This is a genomic window from Brevibacterium sp. AGC70 (assembly GCF_057334195.1).
Genome location: NZ_JBHFIH010000005.1, coordinates 13760 through 36705, shown reverse-complemented (window position 1 = coordinate 36705; position 22946 = coordinate 13760). Strand labels below are relative to the sequence as shown.

Sequence of the window (22946 nt, the reverse complement as noted above, 5' to 3'; positions counted from 1 at the left end):
GCTTAGGCCAAAGCCTTCGTCTTAATCTGATGAAATTCCTCGGCGGTGATCCGTCCAGAGTCCAACAACGCTGTAGCCTTCTCGATCTCTTCGGCGGGTGTCTTTCCTGCCGCCTGCCGAATATAGGCATTCGTGGCATCTACCGCATGTTGGGCGTCGGCGTCCCGGCGCTCTGCCATGCTCCCGCCACGCACTATTAGATAGACGAGGGCGGTAATGAAGGGCACCAGCAGTAGGAAGAGCACCCACAGTGCTTTGTCCCACCCGCTGAGTGTACGATCCCGGAATATGTCGGTGATGATGCTGAACAGCGCCATCAAATAGGCGATGAAGACAAACGCTACAATAAACCACCAGATGATCGACCAGAAATTGCTCCAGAATTCCATGACCCGACTCCTTTTAACCGCCTGGCAAAGCCCCGATGGCCTCGCCTCGTTACCTGCCACACTAACGAGATGCATTTAGCCACTTCGGTATAATCGCCCAGAGCAGGCGATGCAGAAAGCTCTCGCTGATGTCCTCAAAGCGGCATCCCTCATCCGCTACGGGCTAATGACACTCACTGTCGAAGTGCGAAATTGTAAATTTCGAGCATGTCACGCAATAGTGCCGGGCAAGTTGATCAGGAGCGTCGGCGACAAGGAGCTCCGATGCATGCTGTTGCGTCTGGATTCACTGTTGCTGTCGGGGTAATTTTTGCCATCCTGGCTACAGCAGTTCTGTATCTATTGTCGTCAGTCCTCGTTTTGCTGCTACTGGCGCTATTTCTCAGTCTCGGACTCGACCCGCTCGTACGGCGCCTACAGAGACTCGGCTTAACTCGGGCGTGGAGTGTCTGTCTGGTGGCAGTCTCGTTTCTTGCGCTAGTTGCTGTGGTCCTCATCTTCATCGTGCCCGCAACCATACAGCAGATCAAACATCTGATCGACACGGCTCCGGAGGCAATCGAAGACCTCACCAGATCGTCATGGTTTCGCGCACTGCAATCAAACATGGGAGTCGACGCCGAAGATACTGCGGCACGGATCTGGAACTCGGTATTTGACATGTCATCCTTCCTCGCTGTTTCAGGTGGTGTGCTCAAAGCCGGGCTAAGTGCCATCGGGGCCATTTCGAACACCGTCATCGTCATTGTCCTGACCCTGTACTTCGTGGTTTCTCTCGATTCCTTCAAGAAGGCGATCGCTTCGCTGGTGCCAAAGTATAAGCGAGAGAGATTCGCGACGCTTACGGATGAAATCACAGCTTCGGTCGGCGGCGTAGTGGCAGGCGGAGTCATGCTCTCCGCCATTAACGCACTCGTGGTCTTCGTCATCAATATCGTGTTGGGCTCGCCTATTGCTGTCCTCATGATGCTCGTTGCATTCTTCGTCACGCTAGTACCGTTGATGGGGTCCCTACTCTTCCTGGTCATCGGTTCCATGGCGTCACTGGTTCTCAGTCCCACCGCCTGTTTGGTATTCGCGGTGTCGTATCTGATCTACATTCAGATCGAAGCTTATGTAGTAACGCCCAAAATCATGGGGCGAGCGGTGGCTGTTCCCGGCGTCCTCGTCATCATCGGAGCGATCGCTGGAGCCACGCTTATGGGACTGCTCGGTGCGCTTGTGGCCATTCCGATTACTGCATCAGTTCTCATTATCCTGCGTCAGGTCGTGATCCCTGCTCAGGACGCCAAAACTTCAACAAGAAAGGCGTCGAATCGAAGGTGGATGCTCAGAACGTATCCCTAGACCACTAAGAAAGGTGCAAACGATGACAGATTTCCGTTATGGCCCCGTTGAGTTGTATCTCGTTGAGCTCGGAGGGAATCGCCCCGAGTCCGATACGCTCGCCGCCCTCAAGGGCATGATTTCATCTGGGTCAGTCCGGCTGCTCGATATCCTCCTCGTGTCACGAGATGAAGAAGGAGCAATAACTACGGTCGAGGCGGCACAGAATATGACCAGTTATGGGCTCGACGATTCAGAACTTACCGCTGCAGGTCTGACTGGAGAAGCAGATGTCTCAGACCTGGCTGAGTACATTCCTCTCGGTGGGACGGCATTCGTTGTTGCACTGGAGCTAAGCTATCAGCGTGAGCTCTCCCAACGATTGGCCGACTCCGGTAGCCGTGTTCTTCGCTCAGAACGAGTTCCGGCCCCAATTGTTAACGCAATGTTCGATGTACTCATGAACGAAAGCTGAGGAAGGAGCCATGCCAATGATTCGCCGATTTGGTCGCCCTGGGCTTCTCGGCCTTGCTGCACGCACGGCCGTTGTCGCTGGAACTGCAGGGGCCGTCACAGGAGCAATGACGAACGCCAGACAGAGAAAAGCTCAAGCTGACTATGAACAGGAACTATACGATGTAGCTGCACATCATGCCCAACAAAGCATCAATAATCCGGATGCAGCTTCAACCCACCCGACGGACAACAGCATCATTGGACAGTTGCAACAGTTGTCGTCGCTTCACGACGCCGGCGCACTCTCTGATGAGGAATTCTCCGCGGCAAAGGCCCGTTTACTGGACTGAACAACGTCTTGGATTTCTTGAGGGGTGAAGCTCACCAGTATCGCCCCTCAAGATAGCGACGACTTGAACGTAGCGATCTCGATACACCGGTTCGTTGCGGAAGAGGATTCGCGCTTTCAAGGGCCGGACCTACAAAACGCACCCGGTTGGCGGCCTATTCGCTCTGATCGAGCGGGCCATTGGGACACACTTTAGTCAACCTGTGAGGACCGCGCTGCTGATTAACTATCCAGGGCCTGTAGTCACGGAATAAGGTCATCTTTGCCGCTTCGTACGAGCTTCGCCTATCGATGCGTCAGGACTTCTACTCCCCCGGCTGGACACCTCAACAGCCAAGCTGAGAGATACTTTTCACCGATGCGTGGTCAATGTCTATTCCATGAATTTCGCTCACGATGGGCGAACTCGGCAAAGTCGATGGGCGAGCGTCTCGAGACATTTGAAACGTCGTCCGATAGATCCGCGGCACGTCCGAGTCGCGCGGTCGTGTAGATCGCGGCAGTAATGAATACCATCCCATGGCATCATGTCGCGGTGGGCATGACGTATATAACGGAACACGCCCGGATGCCTGTAGCGGATGAGGCCAGTGAGCTTCAAGTACAGGAGTTCAGAAATCTCCGCATAGTTCAGCGCTCGAGGGCCGGTGACTGTCCACGCTCTATTAGCATGCCGATCTGAGTCGAGGAGAGGGGTAGCGGCTACTTACCCGACATCAGCGGCGTCACTGAATACCGTCGCCACGGGGCCTGCAGGCACACAGATCTCGTCACGAACTCGGATGTCGCTGGTATGCGTGGTGGATAGGTTCTGATTGAGGAATGAAGCTCGCACGAACGTCCACGTCAAACCAGAGCCTCGCCGCCATTTTTCGATCCTGGCGTGGGGACCGACTTTATTGTGCTCGGTTCACTGGAGGGACAAGAACACTAGATGTTCGACCCCGAAATCCCGTGAGGCGGCCCAGGCTGGAAGCAAATCTCGAGTTACGTTGCCAAGGGTAGGAGGCAGCACCAGGAACATCGATCGTACTCCGTGGAAAGCCGCCGCCCAGGTCTCAGCATTAGTAAACCAAGGGTTCGACGACAACCCCAACGTTGCCAGTCGCTCCCGTCACCTAAATCATTCAGCCCGCTCCTATCCCGTCACCTAAATCATTCAGCCCGCTCCTAGTTGTGGATCCGGAATAGGGCGGTCGGTTCCGCTGATCTCACCGACGAACCAGAAATGGTCGCCCGCTTAAAGCCAGCCGCCGGAATAAGTCGCAGATGTGGCACCTCAAGACTAGCGACCCATAAACATTGTTCGTCTCTAGTAACGAGCGACCTATTTGGCTGACACCTTCCGACCCCGGGCCTACCAACCGCTCTTGCGCAGGAACGTTATGGAAGTGTAGCGGGTGATGAACGAGTTCCTGGCGTTCTTCGCCGCATGCGAAAAGCCGTGCTTGACGACCATTCAAATCTGGTGACGAGCACGACTTAACGCATGAGTAGAACTCGACTAGATCCAACTTTGTAGTCAAATGAGCTTGTCGAATCGTACCGCCGAAGCTGGCTTAGCCTAGCGCGTACCGGCGAGATCGTGAGCGAGCTCTTTCTCCTGCTCCTCCGTGAGCGAGGTTTGGTCGACTTCCCCGTGGAACGGCGCAATGGCTTCACCGAATTTGTCCTCTGTGAGCTTCGTGGCGAACATGACGATGGTTGGTCGCCCATTCTTCACCGCATCGTTCACCCGGGATCGGAATTCGTGGGTGATTCCGGCTCTGTCCAAACCAGAGAAGAGAGCTCCTAGCGCTCCGCCGAGCACGAACCCGGCAACAGGGACGAAGAAGAGAATGCCCAGGAGAGTCCCAAACAGTGCACCATTGGCTGTGCCGATACCAACCGAGGCGCCCCGGTCGGGAGTCTGCACGTGAGTCTTTCCCTTTTCGTTCACGGTCACAAGCGCGAGACCCTCGGTCTCGACCACCAAATCGTTGCTGAGGCGTTGAATTTCCTCGTACGCGCCCTCTGCGTTCTGTACGTTGTCGAATGAAATGACGATGAGTTCGGCCATGATCCGTTCCTTTCGATAGTTTCTCGTATTCTGGAATGTGTCCGAGCTGCCTGGAAGGTGTGCCCAAATCCCATGATGAGTCCTCATACCCACGGAAAATGTATCGCCCACCCGGTTAGGGTGAGGTCACCCTCTCGAATGATTGACTCCTTTGGAGGTCTCAGGGCAATACGACCTCGAAATCCGGATCTCCCGGAGTCAAAACGCTGAAGATCTTCTTCAGCTCTTTGACATCGCCGTCGTACGAGACATCTATTGAATCGGTGTCCTCGGTTACCAGCTTGAGCAAACGGTCTTTGTCCAAAGAGATTCGCAACGGCGCGTCTGGTGAAGGCTCACGCTCAACATAGATGAGCACACCATTAGACAAGGTGATATGGAAGCATCGATCCTGATCAGTCAATATCACGTCGAAAGCTGCCTCCACGCCCCACGCCTTTGGTCCGTTGACCGTGATCGCTATCGCGTCGAATATTTGCTCAGGAGTCAGCTGAGCCATGATCAGCGGAGCATTCGTTGTTGTCGGCGTACCGAAATTGCCATGCCTAAGCTCCGTTGCCCCTGAAAGGAAGAAGTTTCTCCACGTACCATTTTCGGACCCGTATCCAAGCTGTTCGAGAGTATCTGCATATATCGCGCGAATTCTCGCATCGTCACGGTTAACGAAGATCGCATGATCCAAAACAGTCGCCGCCCATCGAAAATCGCCCTGCTCGTAGGCCTCCTCAGCGAGGGCAATCACTGCATCGATCCCGCCCATTGCATGCACATAGCGCTTCGCGAGTTCGGCAGGCGGATGGGGCCACAGCCGTGCAGGGTTTCCATCGAACCACCCCATGTAGCGCTGATAGATCGCTTTTACGTTGTGGCTGACCGACCCGTAGTAGCCATGGGTGCTCCAGCTGTTCTCCAACGCTGGAGGCAAAGTGATCTCTTCGGCGATTTCCTCGCCCGTCATTCCCTGGTTGATCATGCGCAGTGTTTGATCGTGAAGATATGCGTAGAGATCACGTTGTGTGGATAGGAACTTTCTGATGTTGTCGCTTCCCCAGGTCGGCCAGTGGTGGGAGGCAAACACCACGTCTGCCTTATGGGCGAAGCGCTCGATGGCTTCGGTGAGATATTGCGACCACACATGCGGATCACGGACCAAAGCACCCCGCAGGGTCAGCAGGTTGTGAAGTGTGTGCGTAGCATTTTCGGCCATGCACAGGGCCTTGTATCGCGGTATGTAGAAGTGCATTTCCGATGGCGCCTCAGTCCCGGGTGCCATCTGAAATTCAAACTCGATTCCGTCGAGGGTGTGCGTTTCTCCCGTGGCAGTCACTTCGAGAGTGGGTTGCAGGAGTGTCGCTGCACCAGTCGACGTTGTCTGTCCCAGGCCTGCCCCCACTTGGCCTTGCGGGCCTCGTTCGAGTCGTGCGCCATACATGTAGCCTGCGCGGCGGCCCATGGCAACGCCGGCATAGACGTTCTCCGCCACCGCATGTTCCACGAGACCTTCTGGCGCGATGATTTGGACCCTGCCTGAAGCAACGTCGTCGCTTGAGACCACTCCGAGCACTCCGCCAAAATGGTCGATGTGGCTGTGAGTATGGATCACTGCTACTACTGAACGCTGTCCGCGATGCTGCTGATAGAGACCCATCGCAGCTGATGCTGTTTCGACTGAAATGAGAGGATCAACGACGACTACGCCAGCGTCGGTTTCGATGAACGACATGACCGACAGATCAAGTCCTCGAATCTGATAGAGACCAGGCACCACTTCATACAGGCCATGTTTGGCGACCAATGTCGATTGCCGCCATAGGCTCGGGTTCACGGAATCAGGCGCGTCTCCACTGATGAAGTCGTAGCTCGATGCATCCCAGACCACCTCGCCCTGGTCGTTGCGAATTGCCGGGTCCTTCAGGGTTCCTAGAAACCCGCGATCCGCGTCTTCGAAATCCCTCGTATCATTGAACGGGAGGGAAGCGGCGATGTCAGATTGGGCCGTACGTACAGCTGCTGTCGGTTCTTTGTGCTGCATAATGATTCCTCTCTAAGGGTTTCTCCATCGTTGAGTCTTGCAGCGCGCTCAATGCGAAACATTCACCCGTCCCAGGTGACCGCGGCCGCAACGAGAAGAGGTGTCGATCGTTCTTGTCCTCTGCGCTCGTTCAAATACGGACTGGGAAAGTAAGCATGATGACGACGCTGACCACTGCCACAACGATGGCGAGGGTGAGTAGGATCTTCCTCGCCGTCTGGGGTTGGTTACGTTGAGACAGAGCAGTGAGAAAGAGAACTAGAGCAAAGGCCACCGTTAACAGCGTGTAGTTATCGCCCTGCTGGTTGTTCTTCAGCGCGGACTGAAACCTATCGTCAGCCAGCTGATCAAGACGGAGTGCTTCTTCTGTTCCAGACGGGGTGTATTTCGGATGGGCCAGGGGCCCTGACTGGCTGCGACCTCCGGAATTCCAGGCGTCGAAAGCTACTTTGAACTCGGGTGTGAAACGTTCTTCGATGTAGGTTCTCAATCCCCGGTCTCTATCGGCCAGCACCCATTCGATGTAGATCGAGAGGTCATACTGTCGGGCGTCGCGCGCACGGCTCTCGGCTGAGGTCGCTTGTACTCTCAAACTGGATGCTTCGCTGAATGCTATTGACATCTCGCCGCCCCATTTAGACGACTGGAATCCACACCAGGCAGTGAGCACCGCGGTCACTGACAACAGTAGTAGAGCAATGAAATCCGTGACAGAACTCTTAGATTCCGTCGTTGATACTTCCTGTGAGTCCGTCATGTTTGTGCTCCCTCCCTGATCAGAATAAGCAGGAGTTACAAATTCTGGCCTGCAACTCACCTCCTGTGGGCGAAGCGCGTGTCTTGACGAAACCCAAAAGGAGGAGGAGCCTTTGGGTCTCAACTTGACTCAGGGCAACCGCGATCGTCGTGCGCAATGAGAAAGTTGTCGAGATTGCGACTACAGCGATACACAACTCATCGGTCAATTAAGGCTTCACAACGACTAAGAGTGTTTCGAAAGTTTGGAGATTCACAGCGACTCATTTTCTTTGAGTGCATAAATTTCTGCTGTAACTCTCGCAATGAAACATAGATCCTGATAGTTTCGTGATAGTTGTCACACAACGATGTGTACGTGGGTCACTGCAGGAGGGCTTGATGTTTCGTCAGAAAACACCAGGATCGAGGAAACACGACTGGATCGGAAAGAGATCCAAAAGAGCCGTGTCAATTCTCCTCGTTTTGCTCTTGGCTATGGCCGGTACGATTCTTCCTACAACTTCGGCCACTGCGGCCGAGTGGGGAATCAACAAGCAAGTCATATCTGATGGCCCCTATGGTCCGGGAGACGATGTCGAGTTCGTAGTCACGATTTCGTGTTCGGACCCCAGCGGCACCGACCAGAGCTGTTCCAATACTGAAATGACCGACTCCCTACCCGATGGGTTGATCCTGGTCAACGCAAGCGTCAGCAGTGGGGGTGGAGAGGTCGACGCGGACCTCGAATCCAACACAGCGACGTATACAAATGAAGACGGCGTAGGAACGGGCGATCAAGCGCAGATCTCGATCACCGCGCAGATCGATCCAGATCTGCCCTATAGCGAAAGCGGCAATCAAATCTCGAACACGGCGACCGTCGAGTCGGACAACGCTGGCGAGAAGAGTTCCTCGGCAACGGTGACTCCGGTTGTCGAACTCGAGCTGTCCACGGATGCGGCCAAGACGATCGACCCAGAAGGTGCTCTGGCGGTTCCTGGCACCGATGCCACGGTGACTGTCGAAGGAACAAACACCTCGAACGCTCCTGTCGACACGATGGTGGTGCAAGATCCAGTCGACCCGAACGCCGATCCGAACCCATTCACGTACCTGGAATACACCGGGACCGGGGACATCGACATGCCCGAGGACGCCACTGATGTCACCGAGGAGTACTGGGACGGCAACTCGTGGGAGACTCTCGATGACTCCGTCGATCCAGCAGATGTCGAGGGAGTTCGCTACACCTTCTCCGGCGATATCCAACCGGGTGCCACAGCCACGATCCCCATCGAAGTCCAGCAGAGTGACGCCGTCTCAGAACTTGCCGACCCCACTACGCTGAACAACGACACATCGACTGTCGTGTCACTCGATGGAGAGGATTCGGACCCGGCCATCGCTGACGACTCTTACCTCATCACGCCGCCGAACACATCGGTGACGGCCGCCAAGAGTTTCTCGCCCGCAGAAGTAGAGGCAGGAAAGCCCACAACCGTGACGCTCGGTGCGACGAATACAGGAACGTCAGTAGACTCAATGATCATCACCGAGCCCAGCCCCGGCACCGACAGTCCTTTCGAAGGCGAGGATCCCATCACCTTCACCGGGTGGGGAACCGATTCAGCCAACGCAGGGGTTGTGTGGCCAGCTGATGCGACAGAGGCTAACGTGACGTACAACTGTGCCGACGGTACAGAGGTCACAGAGTCGACAACAACTGTGGATACCATGCCGGCAACTCCACCGGACTCCTGCGCCGTCATCGGATTCACGGTCGAGTTCAGCGGTGACATCACCAATGGTGCCGAGGCAACGATTCCCTTCACTGCAGACACAGATCCCGATCAGGAGCCAGACCGGGCCACTCACCCCAACGAAGTACAGGCCGAGGTTCCGAATACGGACCCGGCCACGGCGAGTGCCGAACTTGTCACTCTCAATGACCGGCTTGCCACCGACACCGATAAGATCATCAGTCCGTCGACAATTCCTGCCGCTGAGGGGCAGAACGTTGTGGTACAACTTCCGAGCAGTTTGTTGCCCTTCGGCGAGGAAGGCTCGACGACCGACGCCGACACCTTCGTCGTTCAGGACCCTGTGAACACGGACAGTCCAGGCGAGTTCTGGGACAACTTCACCGCGACCGGAGTGCGCAGCACCTCGGTGCCAGCCAACGCGACCCTGACCGTTGAATACTGGGACGGCGATTCATGGCAGGCCGCACCCGACTGCCCTCCGACTCACGGGCCGGCAACTGTCAACTGCGACCTGCCCGAAAATACCCAGGGAGTCCGGTTCACATACGATGCTGACGACGATGAAGGATTCCCACCCGGCACCGAGTTCCAGCCGAATTTCACGGCCGATTACACCGGACCGGCAGATCGAGACGATCCAATCGAGAATTGTGCCGCCTCATCGGCCGCTGCCGACACCGTGGACGCGACCGAACCGGTCGAGGGGTGCGACACAGTTGATCCGTTCCCGACCGACGGGTCCGGAACTGTAGATTTCATCGACAAGACGATGTTGGGTGACCCAGCAACAGTCCGAGCTCGCACCGACGACCAGGTTACCGGTCAGATCACATGGTCGACGGGCGGATTCTCCGGCGTCGACCCGATGATCATTTCCGATACCGCCGATCCTGAGAGCACCGATATAGCGGATTCGTTCTATGACGCGTTCAATCTCGCTCAGATCGGAGCAATAAATTCATCGGTTGACCCCATGATCCAGTACGACGCCATATCGGGCGTCGAACTTTTCAACGGTACGGACTGGGTCCAAGCTGCGAACTCCCCGTGCACGAGCGGCAATCCGTGCGACGGTGGCATGGATGCTGTACCACTGACGCCGGAGGAGCAAGCCTCGACCGTCTCGGCTCGAGTCATCTACACCGAGTCCCCGACCCGTCCAGAAGTCAGTGACGATCCCACCGCCCCGGTCAAAGGTGACGGTGTCGCTCGGTCGACGCAGGACGACGGCCGGCACCTGGACCTGACATTCCAGGTCCGCGACTACAAGCGGAGCAATGCAGAAGATCCCGTGCTTGGCGCTACCAGTGGAACGATGTATAACACCGACGATGCGGGCGTGGCCAACAACACCGCCCGGGGAACGGCAACATACCAAAACCGCACGTATTCCGACACGGACGGCGATACCGCCGAAATCCTCGACCAGCCGATCAATGTCGGCGTGCAGAAAGACTGGACCGGGGGCCCGGTCTCCGTTCCCCCGGATGGGACACCGCACGAGTATTACCCGACGACAGAGGTAACCGTCACCGGTACCAACGAGTCGGATTCCAAGATCGATCAACTGCGGATCGCTGATCCTGGAGTCGAGGACTCCTCAGATGTGATCGCAGACGATGGGACGAAGCCCTTCGACGCCTTCACTCTGCGCGGCTTCGATGCCATCAACTCGCCCGAGGGTACGGAAACCACAACGGTCAGGTTGACCTACGACGATGAAACCACCGCTGACTTCAGTGCGGAAGAAGCTCTGGCTCTGACCTCCTCGGATCTGGCTGATGTCGTCGGTGTCGAGACCATGTTCGACGGATTGATCGCTGCCGATACTGCCGGAAGCATCGAACTGAACTTGCAGCTACGGCAGTTCGATCGATACACCGATGACCCGATCACGGTCGAAGACTACTCGCCGGAGACGAACGGTGCCATCGCGACAATCGATGATCCGGGTGGCACCGACGGCGATCGCCGACAAGCATACGACGATGCCACAATGGACCTTCAGGACGCCGCGATCGATTTGGACGTGACGAAGACGTTCAGCCCTGACACCATCACAGAGCCGAACCATGGCTCTGATGCGGACGACTCTCCAGCGGTCATGACAATCACCGGGCAGCCGCAGGGGCCCTCGCGCAGCGTCGAAATGGTGCTGACCGACGACGACCCGCAATTCTGGAACCAATACAATTTCGTCGGTTTCGGCCCGGAGGCCCAGCTGGCTTCTCCCATTGACCAAGTTCAAGTGGACGTCCTCACAGGAGGAACATTCTCCGGCGAACCCGATTCTCCGGAACCGGTCACGGTCGACGGTGCCGAATGGATCGAAGGAACTCCCAATGACACCTTCGCACTCCCCGATGGAGTCAACCCCGAAGACGTCCAGGGCTTGAGGCTGACCTTTACCCGAGCCGACGGACAGATCTGGGAGAATCCGGCTACCCCGAAGCAGTCGGTGCCGATCGAGGTTCTCCGCCGCGACGAAATGCGCTCTGGGGGTTCCGTTCAACACGACCTGGCGTCGAATCCGAACGCTCCGGGTGAAACCGAACCAGGCGTAGCCGGCAATACAGTCACCGGTACGACGACCGGCGCCGATCTCGTCGTCGATCCAGACTCCGGCGAGCAGGTTCCTGTCACGGCCGAGGACTCGGACGACGCCCAGATGCGGTACAAGCACGCCACTAACGGAGTCACCATCACAAAGGACTTCGACGGGACGGTCTCCGACGGAACTCAAGGACCGAACTCGACCTTCCCGATGAACATCACAATCACCAATTCTGGTCAGCGCCCGATCACCGATCCGGTGGTCACCGACCCGATGCCCACCGATGACGATGGTGCGCAGTTGAATCTCGCGGATGGGGACGCACCTTATGCCTACGTTCTGTCCGGAGCCGACCCCGATCCAGGTACCCCCGACCTGCCTGAAAACGCCGACGACGTGTCCGTGGACCAACAAGGCGACGTCGACAACCTCGAGTTCACATTTCCCGAAGGGTCGGTCCTCGAGGTCGGACAGAGTTACACAATCACCGTCATGGTGCAATTCCGATTCGGGCTCCCCCCGCAGACTCCGGTGGACAACACTGCAGGAGTGGCAGGAGACCGACCATGGGACCAATGCGAAACTCGCCTGGACGACGAAACCGGACAATGTCAAGCAGATGCCAACGTTCATCCCACAGGAACGGCGGTGATCAGCCAAGACAAGCTGGTAAAGGCCACCGAAGACGATGAACTCGACGTCATAGTCGATCCCGCCTACCCCGATCAGTCCGTCGAATGCACACCAAATGACGACGGCTACTATGCCTACCCCTGTACCCCGGTCATCGCCCCGGGCCATAACGAGACATGGCAAATCAACATGGAAAACGTCGGCAACCTGCCGATGGACCAGGCCGTTCTCTACGATCGTCTCCCGACGCCGGGTGATGTCGGTTCCTATGCCACCTCGACGGAACGTGGTTCAGAATGGTCCCCCACTCTCTCTGACGATCCGCCCCCAGCTGTCGTCGATGCCCCTGAAGGTTCGACCTCGAAGATCTACTACTCGACGACGCAGGACTACTGCATGGACGACATCGACGATCCGATCAATCATCCGTGCCCCTCCGATGACCCAGAGGCCGGGTGGGTGGAACTGACTGCGGATACTCCCGACGATCAGTATGAACAGATCACCGCGATCAAGGTCGTGGTGTCTATGGATCCTGACCATTTGCTCGAACCGGGCGATTCGCTCAGTGTGGAAGGCACGACAACGACGCCCGCCGAGGCACCGGAGGCCGGGGACCACTCAATCGCCTGGAACTCGGCAGCAGCGGGCGGAGTGGCCGTCACCTCAGCGGATAAGGAAGTCAATATGCTGCCGACGGAAGGGGCGAAGGTCGGAGTCGCCACCGCAACCGGTCCGCTGACCGTGCACAAGACTGCAGCAGGAGCAGGAGCCGACTATGCTCCCGACGAATTCACCCTGCAGGTGCAATGCACCTCCGCAGTTGACTCGTGGTTAGAGAAGGAGCTCGACCCAATCACTATCACCGTGCCCAATGGCGGGCAGACCGAAGTACCGAACCTCCCCTATGGCGCCGAGTGCACCATCACAGAGGACGATTCGAACGGTCAGACGTCGCTTGACGCCGAAACTGTGACGATCGGTGAGTCCCCAGACACGGTTACCCTCAACGCAGTGAATAACTATGAGCTCGGCGATCTGGAATTGGCCAAGACAGTCGAATCCGACGCAGTCGACCAAGATGGCAACCCGACCAACTTCGGACCATTCGAAGCGGGTGTGGCCTGTTCGTTCCTTGGTGATCCGGTCTATGCCGAAGGATATGGTCCTGACGACCCGATGATCGTCGATCTCGACGCCGATGGAACGCCCGCGGACCTTACAGGACTACCGATCAACGCGGAGTGCACGATCACCGAAACAAACACCGGCGGAGCCTCATCGGCGTCGATGATCGTCACTCAGCCAGGAGAGGCTCCGGTGGTGTCGGATGGCAACACAGCGGAGGTGACCATCGTCGGCAATGACGAAGGAACCGTTGGCACACAAGTCACGGTGGAAAACCATTTCGATGTCGGTTCGATCCAGCTCAACAAAGAGCTCACAGGAAACGGTGCTGGCGAATACGGCAATGGCCCCTTCGTCTTCGACGTCGTCTGCAGCTTCGACCAAGATGGAGAAGGCGGAACGGATGCGAGCGTCGTTTACGACGGCTCTGTGAGTGTCGGTGGAGATGGTCCGCTCGAAGCAACGATCGACGATCTGCCTACCGGTGCTTCGTGCGAGTTCACCGAAACCGACGATGGCGGAGCCACCTCGTCTGAGATCACCCCGAACCCTGTAACAGTAGGAGCGGACGACACGACGGAAGTCGTTGCAACCAACGAATTCGACCTCGGGTCATTCTCAGTGGACAAAACCGTCGAAAACAACACCGACCTTCCCGACGACACCTTCGGTCCATTCGAGATCAGCGCAGAATGCACCTATCAGGGCACGGACGTCGAGATACCCGATGGAGCTGAACGTGAACTGACTCCGGGGGAACCTGTCACTTATGACGGGCTACCCATCGGTTCTGATTGCGTTGTGACGGAAACGGATGACGGCGGAGCGACCTCGACCACTGTCTCTGCACAAGCACCGGACGGCGAGCCCGGTACTGTCACCGTTGGGCCCGACCCAGCCGAGCTCGCGGTGACCAACACCTTCGATCCCGGTGCGGTCAAGGTTGACAAGAAGATCGATGGTGATGGTGCCGACTTCGCCCAGGGTCCCTATGCGGTGACTCTGGAGTGCACCTTCGAAGGCACCGAAGTTGACGTCCCTGGTGGTGCGGAGCGCGAATTGGCTCCGGGTGAGACTGTCAACTACGACGGGCTGCCGATCGGAGCCGAATGTACGACCTCCGAATCCGAGCAAGGACAGGCCACTGACGTCACAATCGAACCCGAGACGGTAATCGTCGGCGGCGAGGACGGCTCTGAGACTGTGGTCGGTGTCGACATCACCAATACTTATAACCTGGGAGAGTTCTCAGTCCAGAAGGCGGTCGACGGTGAAGGTGCCGACTTTGGAGCCGGACCGTTTGAAGTGAGTGCACAGTGCACGTTCGAAGGCGTCGAGATCGAGATTCCTGGCGGTGCCTCACGACAGATCGAGCCAGGAAGCACGATCACCTATGATGGGCTGCCCGTCGACGCGGACTGTGTGGTCACCGAGACCGATGATTTCGGAGCCACCAGCGTCAAGATAACCTCAAGCATCGACGGCGGCGATCCAGGTGAGGTCATCGTTCCGGCGGACAAAGCTGAACCCGCCGAGGTCGTGGTAACCAACACCTACGATGTGGGCACGATCGAGGTCGACAAGAAGCTGACCGGGATAGGCTCGGGCATCTATAACGCAGGACCGTTCGAGGCGACCGTCGAATGCACCTTCCCCAACAGTGATAGCCCAATTGACATCCCTGGCGGAGCAACACAGGAATTCATGCCCGGCGACCCAGCTGTCTACGAAGGCCTTCCCGTCGGCGCGGAATGCACGGTCACCGAAACCGACGCCGCCGGTGCCACAGAGACCACGATGACCGTCGATGACGGCGCCCCCGTCGATGGAACTTCCGCCGAGGTTGTCGTCCCATCGAATGACGACGGCGACGCAGCCAGTGTCGAGGTCCTAGCAACGAATACTTTCAAGACCAGCCCGCTGGTGGTGAAGAAGACCGTTGACGGTGACGGAGCGGACTTTGCTCCTGACATGCCTGATTCGGTCGATGACATCGATTCGCTGGCAGATCTGCCGTACCAGTCGACGCTGGAGTGCACGTTCGAAGGTGAGGAAGTGCCGATCCCTGGTGGCGAGACTCGCGGCTTCGGTCCGGGAATTCCGGCAATCTATCTCGGCCTGCCCGACGGTGCAGAGTGCACCCTGACCGAGACAGACGATGGCGGTGCGGCGACCACGACCGTGGAGCCAGGCTCCGGCACCATTAGCGAAGGCACCGAACCAATCGAGGTCGACGTGACGAACACCTACGATGTGGGCGAGTTCGAAGTTGAGAAAATCGTCGAAGGTGACGGCGCCGAGTTTGCCGACAGTGACTTCGAGGTCACAGCTGAGTGCAGCTTCGAAGGCGAAGACATCGACATGTCTGGCGAAGGCATCGGTGGGCCGACTCGGGCGGTGGGTCCAGACGAACCGGCAGTCTATTCTGGGCTCCCCGTGGGCGCTGATTGCATCGTCACAGAGACGGACACCGGCGGCGCCACTTCGGCGACGGTGTCGACCACGGTTGATGGCGGCGACCCTGGACAGGTCGTGATCCCGGGCAACGAGGACGGTCCCGCGACTGTGACGGTGAAGAACACCTTCGACGTCGGTTCGATCGAGGTTGACAAGGAGGTCGAGTTTGATGGGGGCGCGAATGTAGTCGGCCCCTTCGAACCCTTCGAAGTGAGCCTAGACTGCACGTTCAACGGTGAAGACATCGAGATCCCAGGTGGAGCCGATCGAGATATCACCCCGGACGATCCGGTGACCTACAACGGCCTACCGATCGGTGCCGAGTGCACGGTGACTGAGACCGACGACGGTGGTGCAGAATCCACCACGATTTCCTCTACTGGTGACGGGGAACCGGGAGTGGTCACCGTTGGTGGAGGCCCATCTGCGATCACAGTGACAAACAACTTTGACTCTGATGACACCGCGTCAGATGGCGATACAGATGGAGGGGGGCCCGATGGTGATGCGGACGGAGGAGGATCTAACGATGATGCTGACGGAGGCGGCGGCGACCTTCCGCGGACCGGCGCTGTCATTGCGATTTGGCTCTTCGTTGGACTGCTATTGATCGCCAGCGGTGCGGGCATTGTGAGGGCCGCACGGAGTCGTCAGTGATGTGCTCGCGCCGGCCGGCCAAAAAGGTACGCTCGTTCGGTCCGGCGGAGCTTTCAATAGAAGCGTTTGTCAAACACACCCTCTGTCTGTTTTTGGTATCCGCCAGCGACTCGTTGCTGTCGAATACCCGTTCGTAGATGAAGGAGAACTGCACAGGTGAGAGGCGGAATCCTTCCGGAGCTCAAAGGCCGTCACTGCAGAAATGACGTGCCGAATTACTCAGCAACAGTGCATACGCACCGATAGAGGGTCGCCCGAGGCATTCCCAGATCACAGGCTACGCTCGCCGCCGTTTCGCCGCTTTCGACCAATCGGGTCGCGTTTCGGATCTGACTGTCAGTAATTCTACGAGGGCGACCCCCAAGGTCCGCTACCATGTCTCGGCGTTTCCTGATCGAATCGACTACTCAGTTTCAGAAGCTGAATGCACTACTGCCAAAGGTCGTCGTAACTTTTGCCATGCGAGCTGCCATCACGAGCGCAGAGTCGATAATTCGGATTGCAAAGCCGATAGTTTTGCTCTCCGCCGTCTGTGCTGAACAGCTGAATGTCCTGACCATCCTGGTTACCCAGCGACGAACTGACCTGACATCTATTCGTGTGACAGGCCCGTGTGAGTCGCATTGGTGAGTGACGTGGTTCTGCGATCGTTATATGGCGCGTCAGAAGCCGATGACGAAATGCTAGCGGCGGCCTCCGACGATGCCGCCGTGTGTGGCCTCAGCTGCCTGGCGAATGAACCATCAGCGATTCTCCTCGCGAAGGTCCAGCACATGAAGGACTGCATCTAGACGTCTACCGTTGCCTGGGGCCACGAAGTCAGATAGTCGACCGTACTCCTTGAATCCCTCCGAGAGGTACAAATGTTCTGCAGCCTGGTTGTCTCCACGGAAATCCAAAGTGAGCTGTTCTACCCCGACCTCTTTTGCCTGTTTGACGAGTTGACGGAGCAGACGTCTCCCGAGTCCCTCCCCTGCGAAAGATGGGGCAACCGCTAATTTTTCTAAGTCAGCGTGCGGCCTGTAAGTGGGACGTTGGTAACGGCGCCAATAGCCGAAGGCAGCGACCTGATTCTCCGCTTCTGCGACGACAACGCATGACTCATTCTCCGGATCGGTGGCCAGAGACCGGACGAGTTCGGTGATTTCAGACAACGTGGGTGGTTTCGTCCAACCCAACGCTGCTCCCTTGCGGACGAGCTCTTCAAGCATGTCTGTCAACGATACGATCAGCGGATCAGGAAGCGAAGATTCGCCCACCACACGAAGTTCAATCATGGCCTTGAGTATAAGCGCGACATGGACCTCGTGAATAGACTCTATGGGCCAAAAGACAAGTGTACGACTGATCGCTTCGCCCAGCGCCGCACCAGAAAAAGGCTGCGGCCAGCCTTCCGACTTCCGAAGGGAGTATGAGTCTCATGTGTAAGTGGCATGGTTTTCGCGGCGATTAGTGGCCGCTCCACGGTTCGCAGCGACCTTAGGATATTCAATAGTTAACGAGTTCCCTGTGGCTAGAAACTGGCCCTCCGCCGCACAGACTTCCGTCGGGCCGTCCTCGGCCGAGAAATCCGTGACAATGACGCGAGTGTCCTGGGCACATGTGTGACCTCACCGACGCCACTTCAACGTGACTGGTCCTGAAACTTGTCTCTGACCGTTGGCCTGGGTTGATTCCTGATGAGCGTCCCAGGGAGGCAACAGTGGATGCTCGGTCCCGGTAGTGCTCCACTGTCGACCGTGAATCAGCGGATCTTGCGGCGGTAGAGGAGGATCGCGAATGCGTAGGCGGCGATGAGGATGCCGACGATCCAGGCCAGAGCGATCCAGATGTCGTTACCGACAGGTTGCTGGGCGAAGAGCGCCCGGATGGTGTTGACGATGGATGTAATCGGCTGGTTCTCGGCAAACCAAGCGACAGGTCCGGGCATCGAGGCGGTTGGTACGAAGGCCGAGCTGATGAATGGCAGGAAAATTAGCGGGTAGCTCAGTGCGCTGGCTCCGTCGACGGTCTTGGCAGTCAGACCGGCGATCACCGCGATCCAGGTCAGGGTGAGGGTGGTCAGCATCAGGATACCGGCGACCGCAATCCAGGTTCCGATGGATGCGCCTGTTCGGAATCCCATGATCAGCGCGACGACGATGACGATGGCGACCGAGACCAGGTTGGAGACCAGGGAGGTGAGTACGTGGCCCCAGAGGACGCTGGAGCGGGCGATTGGCATGGATTGGAAGCGTTCGAAGATGCCGTCTTGCATGTCCAGGAAGAGTCGGTAGGCGGTGTAGGCGATGCCGGAGGCGATTGTGATTAGCAAGATTCCGGGCAGCAGGTAGTTGACGTAGGATTGTTGGCTGCCGGTGTTGATCGCGCCGCCGAGAACGTAGGTGAACAGCAGCATAAGCGCGATTGGAATGACTGCGGTGGTGATGATTATATCCGGGCTGCGGAGGATGTGGCGCAGCGAGCGTCCAGTCAGGACGCGGGTGTCGGCCAGGAAGTGCGTGGTCATGGGGATTCCTTTCGGTGCTCAGCTGGCTCGTCGGCAATCGAGTCGGATGCGGTGTCTGTTCTGGGGGTCTCGCCGACGAGGGCGAGGAAGACGTCCTCAAGTGAGGGCTGCTTCTCGACGTACTCGACCGTCGCTGGTGGGATGAGCTGCTTGAGTTCGGCCAGGGTGCCGTTTTCAATGATCGTGCCGCGGTGGAGGATCGCGATTCGATCGGCCAGATGCTCGGCCTCGTCGAGGGTCTGAGTTGTCAGCAGCACTGTGGTGCCGTTGTCGGCCAGGTGTCGGACGGTCTGCCAGACCTCGTTTCGGGACTGCGGGTCCAGTCCGGTGGTTGGTTCGTCGAGGAAGATCACTGGCGGGTCGCCGATTAAGCTCATCGCGATGTCGAGCCGGCGACGCATCCCGCCGGAGTAGGTGGACGCCTTCCTGGGCCCCGCGTCGGTCAGGGCGAAGCGGGCCAGCAGATCGTCGGCGATCTGGTCCGGATTCTTAAGGTGGCGCAGTCTGGCGACCAGGATGAGGTTCTCTCGGCCGGTGAGCACTTCATCGACAGCGGCGAACTGGCCTGCCAGGCTGATCGACTCCCTCACTTGCAGGGGCTCGGTGGTGACGTCGAAGCCCTCGATGACTGCGGTGCCGGCATCGGCCTTGAGCAGTGTCGACAGAATTCGCACCAGAGTCGTCTTGCCGGCTCCGTTGGAGCCGAGCAGGGCGACGATGCTGCCCCGCGACACGTCGAGGTCGACGCCGCGCAGCACCGGCAGGCCCTTGAACGATTTCTCAATGCCGCGCACCTTGATCGCTGCCGACTCCGTCGGGCTCCGCACCGTGGCAGTCATCGTGGTTCCTCCTCGTTCTCGGCGCGCTGGACCGTATCAGCGAGCCTGCGCTGTTCCTTGCCCACCCAGGCGGCGAGACCGTAGTTGGACTTGAACGTGTCGACGAACTCCGCCGGGTCGTCGCCGACGATTTCGCGAATTGGCGTAGCGTCGACCGCGGCCGCCTCGAACAGGTCGGCCAGGTCGTCAACCATGTCCAGTAGATAGTCGCCATCGGCAGGTCCGGTGACCAGAAGGTATCGCTCGATGCCCTCGACAGCAGTGCGATAGCTCATTGGCAACTGCTGGACTCTCGCCTTGTACGCGCGCCAGCGCTTCTTGTTCTCAAACGATCCGGTGATCAATTCGATCCAACGTGCGGCCATGATTACTCTCCTTGCTTCTTCAGGTGGTTGATGTGTTCGTGGAGCTGTTCGATCCGTTCTGCGAGGAAGCTCCAGGTCCTCCAGAATTCATTGAGGTACTCCTGTCCGCGGTCGTTGAGCGTATAGACCTTGCGTGGTGGCCCTTTCGCTGACGGAACTTTCTCCACGTCGACCAGGCCGCGCTTTTCGATCCGCACCAGCAGTGCGTAGATAGTGCCTTCGGCGATATCTGTGAATCCCTGCTCGCGCAGCCAGTTGGTGATCTCGTATCCGTACGCGGCACGGCCAGCCAAGAGCGCCAGCACGATGCCCTCCAGAGTGCCCTTGAGCATCTCGGTTTCCTGCTTGCCCATTGGACCCTCCTTCTACTAAGTATCGCTATCTACCGGTACATAGTAAGCATGACTACCGGTAGATAGCAACACGTGGTACGAAAAGATCTGAGGAGAATCGATGGGTCTCGGCTTTCGGCGACGTGGTGTGGATTTCGCGCATAACGGTGGCGCTTGCTGCCGCCGACTAGCCTTCGCGCCCAATCGCCGTTTCGTAAGGCCACGGATAATCGACGCCTCACCTACGCAGTGGATTCAATGGATTCACAATCCCGCTCTAGTTCAAGTTCCGCGACTGGTGGGGATTGGCTGACACAGTCTCAGTTGGCGAATGCACAGATGTCAGAAGCTGGCCGCGGACATGCTCAAACCCTCCGCACAGTGTTCAACAGATCGCCATTTGACCGAAGAGTCCTACGATGGAGCCACCCAGAGCGCAGATGTAATCCAGCGGTTTCATGATCCCCGCCCGACGGATCTTTTCGATCTCGAAGTGCTATAGAGGAGGAGATTGTCCCTACAGACGGTGCGTCTGTCGCCAAGATCGAAGGTGGGGATGAGATTTGGACCACAGGCAGTCATGGTGAATAATAGTGGCAACCGGCTTGAGCGATGGAGCGAGTAGCGAATGCCACGTGCTCGGATGATGGCACGTCAACGATCAAATCGATCCGATAACGAACTAGTTGACACCATTCATTCGAGCGCACGGAGATATTTACTCCACCGGCTCGAGTCGGTGCTTTATTGCCTACTGGAACAATGCGAAGATTCAATGGTGAGGCGTAGGAGATGATCTGAAGCGACGAGGAATAGCCATTGCAGTCTTCGCTCTGCTGCTGGCCGGTTGCGCAGCCGAAGATACTGATTCATGATCAGAAGTCGATCAAGTCTCGTCGGAGGAATTCCTCTCCGAGCACGGACTGAAAGGGATGGAAGCCGTGGAGGCCATCGATCATCTCGACCAACTCGCAGTCACCGATCGGCCTAGTGATCTGATGGCGTCGGTCTATCCTGCCGAACTCGTACTAACTGGCGAAGCACAGGAAGTGACACTCGATTTGCCAGCTGCGAAAACGTACGTGTCGATCGCCCCGTATGTGAACACCACTCACAAGTGGTTTCTACCACAGCCTGACCACCTGTCAGGGAGAACTCGGCAACGAGGACCTTGACGTCCAGATCACCGATAAGTCCACCGGCGACGTCGTAATCGACGAACAAGCAACGAGCTTTGATAACGGTTTTGTCGGTTTCTGGGCGCCGAGCGATATCGAGGGAACCATCAAAGTCAACTATGAAGGGAAGACTGGTTCTACCACCTTGTCCTCAACCGATGAGGGCGCGACCTGCATCACCGATCTCCAGCTCGCTTAACACATCGTCGCGCAGATCCCGGTCAATAGCTACACCGAGCTGGCTGTGTCTTAAAAATGTTTAGTTCTACGAGACAGGCGACTCGTTCGGTCGTGGCACCTCTCGCAGTGTGAATTGCAGCGCTAAATGGCCGTGTTCTCACGGCGTAATTTGGCGCTGCAATTCACAGGCTGTTGGATTGACCGTACTGGGAGACCAGTAGTTCAATTGATACTATGTCTCACAATTCCGGCTCCGAAGCTCCTCGACGACAGCGCCGGAAGAAACTGATCGCCTCCGTAGCGATCGCGATCGTGCTGTTGATGATGTTTAGCTACGGTGTTAAACGCGTCATTCAAACTCGCTCATGGCAGATCGCCGGCGAACTCGTCAGCCGAGTTGAGACCTCAGATAAGGTCGTGGCACTGACGTTCGACGACGGTCCCACAGACGCTGATGCCGATGCCGTTTTCGATGTCCTCGATGATCACCAGGTGCCCGCAACGTTCTACGTCAACGGCAAAGACGTCAAGGACAATTCAGCCACCATGCAGCGCATCATCCACGGGGGGCATGAGATCGGCAATCATACCTGGAGCCACCGACCGATGGCGTTCGTCTCACCGTCAACAGTAGTTGATGAGATCGAGCCCACTGATCAGGTAATTCGGGACACAGGCTACGACGGCCCACTGACCTTTCGACCCCCGCATGGGAAAAGCTCCTCACGCTGCCTCTCTACCTCGCCAAACACGATCGCCTCACTGTCACATGGGACGTTGCCTACGAGGACTGGTCAGGAACTCCGCAAAGCAGTGAAGATATAGTTCAAGCCACAGTTGAAAACACCACATCTGGATCGATCATTCTCCTCCACCCGTGGTTCGGTAGAACCGAGACCCAGGAGGCTATAGGGCCGGTGATCGACCAATTGCAGAAGCAGGGCTATCGATTCGTCACCGTCTCGGAACTCATCGAATGAGGTCACGAGCAACAAGTCGAGA

The 22946-nt window shown here is 57.4% G+C and carries 17 protein-coding genes; 7 read left to right on the top strand and 10 right to left on the bottom strand.

Going from position 1 to position 22946, the window contains the following annotated elements; translation table 11 throughout:
- Positions 1–2: 2 nt before the first annotated feature.
- Positions 3–389, bottom strand: coding sequence for an SHOCT domain-containing protein (locus ACE03M_RS03820; protein WP_485932804.1), 387 nt, complete (start codon positions 387–389; stop codon positions 3–5).
- 264 nt (positions 390–653) lie between these two features.
- On the opposite strand from ACE03M_RS03820, the gene ACE03M_RS03815 reads away from it, so the two are divergent.
- The 3 genes from ACE03M_RS03815 to ACE03M_RS03805 are packed head-to-tail and all read left to right on the top strand — an operon-like array spanning position 654 to position 2521.
- Complete coding sequence (locus ACE03M_RS03815; RefSeq protein ID WP_485932803.1) at positions 654–1736, top strand: AI-2E family transporter; 1083 nt, start codon at positions 654–656, stop codon at positions 1734–1736.
- A 22-nt stretch (positions 1737–1758) separates the two neighbouring features.
- Positions 1759–2190, top strand: a complete 432-nt coding sequence (locus ACE03M_RS03810; RefSeq protein WP_485932802.1) for a DUF6325 family protein — start codon at positions 1759–1761, stop codon at positions 2188–2190.
- A gap of 10 nt (positions 2191–2200) precedes the next feature.
- Positions 2201–2521: an SHOCT domain-containing protein gene (locus ACE03M_RS03805; protein ID WP_485932801.1), complete on the top strand. Its 321-nt coding sequence runs from the start codon at positions 2201–2203 to the stop codon at positions 2519–2521.
- Positions 2522–4084: 1563 nt separating this feature from the next.
- Here the strand turns inward: ACE03M_RS03805 and ACE03M_RS03800 are convergent.
- The 3 genes from ACE03M_RS03800 to ACE03M_RS03790 form a co-directional block, all read right to left on the bottom strand.
- Positions 4085–4579, bottom strand: coding sequence for a DUF1269 domain-containing protein (locus ACE03M_RS03800; protein WP_485932800.1), 495 nt, complete (start codon positions 4577–4579; stop codon positions 4085–4087).
- A gap of 160 nt (positions 4580–4739) precedes the next feature.
- Positions 4740–6611: an alkyl/aryl-sulfatase gene (locus tag ACE03M_RS03795; protein WP_485932799.1), complete on the bottom strand. Its 1872-nt coding sequence runs from the start codon at positions 6609–6611 to the stop codon at positions 4740–4742.
- Between the two features lie 130 nt (positions 6612–6741).
- Complete coding sequence (locus ACE03M_RS03790) at positions 6742–7368, bottom strand: hypothetical protein (RefSeq protein ID WP_485932798.1); 627 nt, start codon at positions 7366–7368, stop codon at positions 6742–6744.
- 644 nt (positions 7369–8012) lie between these two features.
- Here ACE03M_RS03790 and ACE03M_RS03785 point away from each other — a divergent pair.
- Positions 8013–16541 (top strand): DUF5979 domain-containing protein, encoded by an 8529-nt coding sequence (locus ACE03M_RS03785; RefSeq protein WP_485932797.1) that lies wholly within the window; start codon positions 8013–8015, stop codon positions 16539–16541.
- A 215-nt stretch (positions 16542–16756) separates the two neighbouring features.
- Here ACE03M_RS03785 and ACE03M_RS03780 read toward each other — a convergent pair whose 3' ends face one another.
- The 6 genes from ACE03M_RS03780 to ACE03M_RS03755 form a co-directional block, all read right to left on the bottom strand.
- Entirely contained in the window at positions 16757–16918 is a 162-nt protein-coding gene (locus ACE03M_RS03780) for a helix-turn-helix domain-containing protein (protein ID WP_485932796.1), read from the bottom strand.
- A 366-nt stretch (positions 16919–17284) separates the two neighbouring features.
- The gene (locus ACE03M_RS03775) at positions 17285–17818 is read right to left on the bottom strand and encodes a GNAT family N-acetyltransferase (RefSeq protein WP_485932795.1); all 534 of its coding nucleotides are present in this window, start codon (positions 17816–17818) and stop codon (positions 17285–17287) included.
- A gap of 467 nt (positions 17819–18285) precedes the next feature.
- Complete coding sequence (locus ACE03M_RS03770; protein ID WP_485932794.1) at positions 18286–19050, bottom strand: ABC transporter permease; 765 nt, start codon at positions 19048–19050, stop codon at positions 18286–18288.
- A complete protein-coding gene (locus ACE03M_RS03765; RefSeq protein WP_485932793.1) occupies positions 19047–19889 on the bottom strand; it encodes an ABC transporter ATP-binding protein in 843 nt (280 codons plus the stop codon). Before ACE03M_RS03765 ends, ACE03M_RS03770 begins: the two co-directional genes overlap by 4 nt.
- The gene (locus tag ACE03M_RS03760; protein ID WP_485932792.1) at positions 19886–20254 is read right to left on the bottom strand and encodes a DUF1048 domain-containing protein; all 369 of its coding nucleotides are present in this window, start codon (positions 20252–20254) and stop codon (positions 19886–19888) included. Before ACE03M_RS03760 ends, ACE03M_RS03765 begins: the two co-directional genes overlap by 4 nt.
- A gap of 2 nt (positions 20255–20256) precedes the next feature.
- On the bottom strand, positions 20257–20607 hold the full coding sequence (locus ACE03M_RS03755) for a PadR family transcriptional regulator (protein WP_485932791.1): 351 nt from the start codon (positions 20605–20607) through the stop codon (positions 20257–20259).
- A 911-nt stretch (positions 20608–21518) separates the two neighbouring features.
- Here ACE03M_RS03755 and ACE03M_RS03750 point away from each other — a divergent pair.
- From ACE03M_RS03750 to ACE03M_RS03740, 3 genes are all read left to right on the top strand, one after another.
- The gene (locus ACE03M_RS03750; protein WP_485932790.1) at positions 21519–21761 is read left to right on the top strand and encodes a hypothetical protein; all 243 of its coding nucleotides are present in this window, start codon (positions 21519–21521) and stop codon (positions 21759–21761) included.
- The gene (locus tag ACE03M_RS03745; RefSeq protein ID WP_485932834.1) at positions 21721–21963 is read left to right on the top strand and encodes a CueP family metal-binding protein; all 243 of its coding nucleotides are present in this window, start codon (positions 21721–21723) and stop codon (positions 21961–21963) included. The genes ACE03M_RS03750 and ACE03M_RS03745 overlap by 41 nt, the downstream gene beginning before the upstream one ends.
- A gap of 215 nt (positions 21964–22178) precedes the next feature.
- Positions 22179–22769 (top strand): polysaccharide deacetylase family protein, encoded by a 591-nt coding sequence (locus ACE03M_RS03740; RefSeq protein ID WP_485932789.1) that lies wholly within the window; start codon positions 22179–22181, stop codon positions 22767–22769.
- The last annotated feature ends 177 nt before the right edge of the window (positions 22770–22946 follow it).